Consider the following 6,262-nt stretch of genomic DNA (forward strand, 5'->3'; position numbering starts at 1 on the left):
GGTAAAATTTCTAAATACTGAATTTAAGAAAGCAGAAGAGTCAATGAATAGCAAAATCATTAACAAAAACAAACGCAAGAAAAGCATTTCTCCCTCTATTTTACTAAATAGCCTCTTTTTAGCGTCTCTTATATTCTTACCTGTGCAAAATGTATTAGCTGAAAAAAATCTATCAACACTGCAAAAAGAAATCAAAGCCAGTAAGAGCAGTAAAACAGTACAAAGCAAACAACAAAAATCATTAGAAAGTAAAATTGCAAATTCTGAGCAAGAAACAGCAACCGCTAGTTTTAAATTGCAACAAACAGAAGAGGCGATTAATCTTGAAACAACACGCCTTAAAGATTTAAAAGATGAAACTGAACAGTTAAAAATTGATAAAGAAAAACAACAGAAATTACTTGAGCAACAACTTATTAGTGCCTACATGGCCGGTCAAAATGATCTGGTTAAGTTACTGCTTAATCAAGAAGACCTCAGTAAAATTATCCGCGCTAAAAGTTATTATCATTATCTGAATAAAGCCCGTCTTGAAAGCATTGAACAATTACACACAACACAATTACGTATTGAAAAAAATAAAACCGAACAAGCTGATTCATTACTTAATTTAAAAGCAATGCGTGATACGCAACTTGAAAGTAAAGAACAGTTAGTCAGTGAACGTGATAAGCGCACCAAAGCACTACGTGAATTAAAACAAGACATTAATTATCAGTCGGCTCGTTTAGCACAACTAGGCGATGCTGAAAAACAGCTTAAGAAACAACTTAAAAAACAAAAAGACGCCAGTGCCGAGAAAGCATTAGCAGCGGCAAAAGCGAAAGCCACCAAGCAAATGAAGCCTAAAAATGAAACTCAAAGCTTCTCAAAAATTTCCAAATTAAAAGGTAAATTAAAGTGGCCTATCCGCGGTAAAGTACTAGCGCGCTTTGGCAGTAAACGTAGCGATCAAGTTAAATGGAAAGGTATTTCAATCGCAGCTAATGAAGGCGAGAAAGTACGTGCTGTTGCGACAGGTAAAGTACTATTTGCTGGTTACTTTAAGGGTTACGGCATGGTTATCGCACTTGACCACAGTGACGATTACATTACTTTGTACGGTTACAACCAAACGCTACTGCAAAAAACAGGTGATATTGTATTCCAAGGTGATGCGATTGCATTAGCAGGTCACAGTGGCGGACAAGATAAAAACAGCCTTTATTTTGAGCTTAGCCACAAAGGCAAAGCGCAAGACCCTCTTAGATGGCTCAAGTCACGCCGTTAATAATCAGGGTTACCTATAAATGAATGCTCGACTAAACAGTCTAATTTTGACACTTATCATTACTTTGCAAAGCACACAAGGCTTTGCAAAGGAGCCGATTCAACTCGCTATTGTGCTCGACGATATAGGCAATAGCCAACATGATTTACAAGCTTTAAAACTTCCCCCTGAAATAACCTTTGCTATCTTACCCTACACCCCGCTTTCAAAAAAAATAGCCCAACTTGCCTTGAAGCAAGACAGGGAGCTCTTATTACATGTGCCAATGGAGGCAAAGTCTCATAACGAAAAGCTGGGTAAAGGCGCCTTGATGCTGAATATGCAAGAATCTGAATTCAAAGCAGAACTTCATAAAGCATTACATTACCTACCCGATGCCACCGGTATTAATAACCATATGGGTAGCACATTAACCGAGCATGCAACACAGATGCAATGGACAATGGACGTGCTTAATAAAGAAGGATTATATTTTTTAGACAGTCGTACTACCGCACAAACCATTGCAGAAAGCACCGCTAGAATATTAGGTATTCCAGCGCTACGTCGACACGTTTTTTTAGATAACATTAAAACGAGTGAAGCAATGGAGAGACAATTCCAACAAGCAATTACGATCGGTGAACGCAATATTTCAGTTGTTATCATTGCACACCCTTATCCCGAAACGATTCAGTTTTTAGCCGATAAGTTCAAGCAAGTAAACATTCAAATCGAGTTAGTTTCACTACAGGAACTACTTCCCCAAAGTGCGCGTTTAGCAATGGCTAAAAAACGCAACGAGCGACAACAAGCTAGTAATACCATTATTAGTCAAACTGTGAATAATCAAACCAAACAAATACAATAAGAAGAAGAGTTTATTATGCGTTTATCTGTTTTTTTACCAGAAAGCTCTCAGCAGCTATTCATTGACCTTCAAAAGTTATACCAGGGCTCTTTAAGTGAGCAACAACTAACACCAGACGCATTACAGAAACTCATCACTACCCCAGACACGTTGTTTTTTGTTACCTTATTTAACGCACGTCATCTCGGTGCCGTGCAAGTGACCATTGAACAAGAAAATGCACAGTTAAATTTATTGTGTGTACGTGATTTAACACGTCGCCGTGGTGTAGGTAGGAATCTATTACGTGAAGTAGAAAAGCAATTACAAGCTAAAAACATTAGTCAGATTCAATTGCCCTTAACAGCCTTAAAAGAACATGAACGCGAAACAATGACACTCTTTATGCAAGCGTGTGGTTATCAAGTAACGGGTGAAATGTTAACTAAAAGCCTATAAATGAAAAAACCACGCAAGCGTGGTTTTTTTCTAACAATAATAAACAAACAATTAGCGCCCCGCTTTAGGGAAACCGCCCATCATCATGCCTAGTACTGTTTGCATATCATCAACACTGTCATCATGTTTATCTTTTTCAAAATCAACAAACCCTTGCATTGCAGAACGCCAATAGATTTGATCTAATTTAGTATCAAGCACAGCTAATAACAAAGACCCTTTTGCATAGCGCTTATCAGTAATGCCACTCGCGTTAACACCTGGTAATAGACCGAACTTATCCTGAATTTTTTGATCCGCTAAATCATCTTCAAGTGCGAATAAAAAACCTATTACTACATCAGCTTGAATAGGATCAGGTTGGTAAACATAACCTTTGGTTTTTAAGTAACGAATAATTTCATTACGAATATACTGTTGAATATCTTTTTCACTGTCATCATTAACAGCAGATAACACACGGCTATACTCTTCATTCCAAGTGAAACTTGTAAATGCAGGCAAAACATCAGCGGGTTTAGCGCTACTAACCACTGTCATACGTGTCACTTTACGCTCCAGCTCAACTTGCTCAGCTGTTGAACTACATCCTGTAAGGATAAAAAAAGAGGTGACAAAACTCAATGCTAACACCATTTTTTTCATAATTATCTCCGCTATAAATCTTCTGTAACAAATGAGGCTGCTTTTTGCATTGTTTCAATGCCTGCACCCGGAATATGTCCGTTTTCACTTAAATGACGGCGCCAAGCACGAGCACCCGGTAAACCTTGAAATAAGCCTAACATATGTCGACCGATGTGATTCAAATATGATCCATTGATGAGCTGTTGCTCAATATAAGGGTACATTTTTTCCAATACTTCAAAACGGGTAAGTGCTGTCTCGGTACAACCGAATAGACGCTGATCGACTTCACTTAATATATACGGATTAGAGTAAACTTCACGACCTAACATCACACCGTCTAAGTGCTCTAAATGTGTATCACATTCATCTAATGTTTTAATGCCACCATTAATCGCAATAGTGAGCTGAGGGAAATCTTTTTTAAGCTGATAGACACGTTCATAATCTAATGGGGGAACATCGCGGTTTTGCTTAGGGCTTAATCCGCTTAACCAAGCTTTACGTGCATGAACAATGAACGTATCACAGCCTTTGTTATGCACTTTATCGATAAAGTCACATAAGAATTCATAAGAATCTAAATCATCAATACCAATACGAGTTTTAACTGAAACAGGTAACCCAGAAGCATCATGCATTGCTTTGATAGCATCACCCACTAAATCACCCTCAGCCATTAAACAAGCACCAAAACGACCATTCTGAACACGATCTGATGGGCAACCGACATTGAGGTTAATCTCGTCATAGCCACGTTCTTTACCCGCTAATGCAGACTTTGCTAAATCAATAGAAGCAAAACCGCCCAACTGTAAACAGACAGGATGCTCATAATCACCTTTTTGCAAATAGTCACCCTTGCCATACAAAATAGCACCCGTGGTAACCATCTCTGTGTATAACAAGGTGTTTTTACTCATCACACGATGGAAATGACGACAATGTCTATCGGTCCAATCAAGCATAGGTGCAATAGAGAAGCGGTTACTTGAGTATTTTTTTGAAGTTTCAATCATGGTTTCACTTAAAATAAATCGTAATAATAGCTTATATGATACCATGGCAATCTAACTGATAAAATGAGTCACGACTATGCACACTGCTTTATTACAACGCGCAATTGATATTTGCTTGCAGAAAAAAATACGTTTTACCGCTATTCGTCAACGCGTATTTTTACTCGTGCTAGATCAAGAAGGTGCAATAAGTGCATACGATTTATTAGAAAAGCTAAAAGAACATGATAGCAGTGCTAAACCGCCTACTATCTACCGTGCGTTAGACTTTCTTTTAGAACATCATTTTATTCATCGCATCGAATCATTAAACGCATATCTAAAATGTGAACATTTTGGTTGTGAACATCCCATGCAACTGCTAATTTGTGAAAAGTGTAAACGAGTAATAGAATTAAGCGATCCTGTGATAGATAACGCATTTTCAGATCAAGCGCTTCAGTCAGGATTTAAAATTACGAATAAAGTTTTAGAAGCACATGGTATTTGTCACAACTGCCTCTATAATTAACGTCTTAATAAAATTAATAATACAAGTGTAGAAACTATGAATGCAGAATTTGTAAACCCCTTTTTATCCTCGTTTATCAATGTACTACAAACGATGGCACAAATAGATATTAAACCAGGTAAACCAAGCCTTAAAAAAGATGCTCTAGCACGTGGTGACGTTTCAGGCTTAATCGGCATGGTTGGACCGACAGCGAAAGGGTCATTTTCGATTAGCTTTGATAAAGCATTAGCACTTAATGTATTTCGCTTGATGGTAGGCGATGAAGTAGAAGATATTTCTGATGATATCACTGACATGGTTGGCGAGATTACTAATATGGTTGCCGGTGGTGCAAAACGCCAACTAGGTGAAAAAGGCTTTGAATTTAGTATGGCGACACCTGTTGTTGTATCAGGCCCATCACATACTATTAAACATCAAGTAGATGGTTCAAAAGTATTAATGCCTTTCACTTCAGAACACGGCAGTGCATTTATTGAGATCTGCTTTAACCAGTAACCACAATTAATCTAAAAAATTAAAAAGGCGTTAATAACTAAGTTATTAACGCCTTTTTTGTATGCTGAGATTCGAATAATCACGAATGATGTTATTCGAATTATAATGCTGAACTTTAAACTCCGACTTTTACTTTCTTCTTTAATATCATTATTCATTCAAGATAAATCAAAGCCATGAAAATATGTGCAGTGGCTTACGAGTACAATCGCTTTAAATTAGTTGCTCGGTTATAAAACATTCTCACGGAGCGTCTGTACATTAGCGTAAAGCATTTTTATGTATGATCTAAATCGGGGCTTACATATACTGCTATTCGATTATTATGGCCCGATAGTAAATACTAGAAACTGAAAAATATGTGGCGATGGCTGAACATTACTCGTAAACCTGTTCTGTCACACAATCCTCCCTACTATCACTATACGCATCGGCTACTCTATATCTCAGAGGTGATAACTAATACCAATGGAATTTAATTTGTGATCTATTGTGTTATTGTTCAATAATAAATTCACAACCATTTATCCTATGAAAAATAACTCTCAAATATCAATTCCGTACACAAACAACGCCAGCCTTAAGCTACGTTATTTAGCTGTACAAAAATTTCATGAAGGACAATCCAGAACTTCTATTGCAAAAATACTGAATGTAAGTCGGCGATTGGTTAATGAATGGATAACAAAATATTTGTCCGGTGGGTTTGATGCGTTGGCTTTAAAGCTAGCTACAGGTCAGCCTTCGCGCTTAATACCAAACGCATTTAATTTATGATCTTGTATTGCGCAGGATAAATGAACGAGATCAAGGCGTGAATTGCAATGAATGGTTGTTTCCTTCATAAAATCCACAACGCAGAAGTCGTTCATTTAAACTAGCAACACTGATCACAAATTAAATTCGTTTGGTATCACCCTATTCTCGCACATAAGGAAATGCCTTCGGCATGCTTTTATTATCCCCTGTTCGAGCAGGTCATCGTCGTCAAAGTGCCTAATAACGAAAAAACCCCAACCTTCTTTCGAAGATTGGGGTTTATCGTA

The 6,262-nt window shown here is 37.5% G+C and carries 8 protein-coding genes; 6 read left to right on the plus strand and 2 right to left on the minus strand.

Annotated features, from left to right (window positions below):
• Positions 1 to 43: 43 nt before the first annotated feature.
• From CXF74_RS16270 to panM, 3 genes are read left to right on the plus strand one after another with little or no spacing between them, the layout of a single operon-like run.
• Positions 44 to 1,270 (plus strand): murein hydrolase activator EnvC family protein, encoded by a 1,227-nt coding sequence (locus CXF74_RS16270; RefSeq protein ID WP_101083587.1) that lies wholly within the window; start codon positions 44 to 46, stop codon positions 1,268 to 1,270.
• A gap of 19 nt (positions 1,271 to 1,289) precedes the next feature.
• Positions 1,290 to 2,120, plus strand: a complete 831-nt coding sequence (locus CXF74_RS16275; protein WP_101083588.1) for a divergent polysaccharide deacetylase family protein — start codon at positions 1,290 to 1,292, stop codon at positions 2,118 to 2,120.
• A 15-nt stretch (positions 2,121 to 2,135) separates the two neighbouring features.
• Positions 2,136 to 2,558, plus strand: a complete 423-nt coding sequence (panM, locus tag CXF74_RS16280) for an aspartate 1-decarboxylase autocleavage activator PanM (RefSeq protein ID WP_101083589.1) — start codon at positions 2,136 to 2,138, stop codon at positions 2,556 to 2,558.
• A gap of 51 nt (positions 2,559 to 2,609) precedes the next feature.
• On the opposite strand, the gene CXF74_RS16285 is transcribed toward panM, so the two are convergent.
• Both CXF74_RS16285 and dusA read right to left on the minus strand, forming a co-directional pair.
• On the minus strand, positions 2,610 to 3,203 hold the full coding sequence (locus tag CXF74_RS16285) for a DUF4136 domain-containing protein (protein ID WP_101083590.1): 594 nt from the start codon (positions 3,201 to 3,203) through the stop codon (positions 2,610 to 2,612).
• Positions 3,204 to 3,214: 11 nt separating this feature from the next.
• A complete protein-coding gene (dusA, locus tag CXF74_RS16290) occupies positions 3,215 to 4,204 on the minus strand; it encodes a tRNA dihydrouridine(20/20a) synthase DusA (RefSeq protein ID WP_101083595.1) in 990 nt (329 codons plus the stop codon).
• A 76-nt stretch (positions 4,205 to 4,280) separates the two neighbouring features.
• Here dusA and CXF74_RS16295 point away from each other — a divergent pair, with 76 nt between their 5' ends.
• The 3 genes from CXF74_RS16295 (at position 4,281) to CXF74_RS23135 (ending at position 5,993) form a co-directional block, all read left to right on the plus strand.
• Positions 4,281 to 4,715: a transcriptional repressor gene (locus CXF74_RS16295; protein WP_101083591.1), complete on the plus strand. Its 435-nt coding sequence runs from the start codon at positions 4,281 to 4,283 to the stop codon at positions 4,713 to 4,715.
• 36 nt (positions 4,716 to 4,751) lie between these two features.
• Complete coding sequence (locus CXF74_RS16300; RefSeq protein ID WP_101083592.1) at positions 4,752 to 5,216, plus strand: chemotaxis protein CheX; 465 nt, start codon at positions 4,752 to 4,754, stop codon at positions 5,214 to 5,216.
• A gap of 531 nt (positions 5,217 to 5,747) precedes the next feature.
• Positions 5,748 to 5,993 carry a helix-turn-helix domain-containing protein gene (locus CXF74_RS23135; protein WP_157822434.1) on the plus strand — a complete coding sequence of 82 codons (246 nt, stop codon included), beginning with the start codon at positions 5,748 to 5,750 and terminating at the stop codon, positions 5,991 to 5,993.
• The last annotated feature ends 269 nt before the right edge of the window (positions 5,994 to 6,262 follow it).

Source organism: Psychromonas sp. Urea-02u-13, assembly GCF_002835995.1.
Classification (GTDB): domain Bacteria; phylum Pseudomonadota; class Gammaproteobacteria; order Enterobacterales; family Psychromonadaceae; genus Psychromonas.

Coding starts and splice junctions, on each gene's coding strand:
- CXF74_RS16270 (WP_101083587.1), top strand. CDS start 44: ATGAATAGCAAAATCATTAACAAAAACAAACGCAAGAAAAGCATTTCT.
- CXF74_RS16275 (WP_101083588.1), top strand. CDS start 1,290: ATGAATGCTCGACTAAACAGTCTAATTTTGACACTTATCATTACTTTG.
- panM (WP_101083589.1), top strand. CDS start 2,136: ATGCGTTTATCTGTTTTTTTACCAGAAAGCTCTCAGCAGCTATTCATT.
- CXF74_RS16285 (WP_101083590.1), bottom strand. CDS start 3,203: ATGAAAAAAATGGTGTTAGCATTGAGTTTTGTCACCTCTTTTTTTATC.
- dusA (WP_101083595.1), bottom strand. CDS start 4,204: ATGATTGAAACTTCAAAAAAATACTCAAGTAACCGCTTCTCTATTGCA.
- CXF74_RS16295 (WP_101083591.1), top strand. CDS start 4,281: ATGCACACTGCTTTATTACAACGCGCAATTGATATTTGCTTGCAGAAA.
- CXF74_RS16300 (WP_101083592.1), top strand. CDS start 4,752: ATGAATGCAGAATTTGTAAACCCCTTTTTATCCTCGTTTATCAATGTA.
- CXF74_RS23135 (WP_157822434.1), top strand. CDS start 5,748: ATGAAAAATAACTCTCAAATATCAATTCCGTACACAAACAACGCCAGC.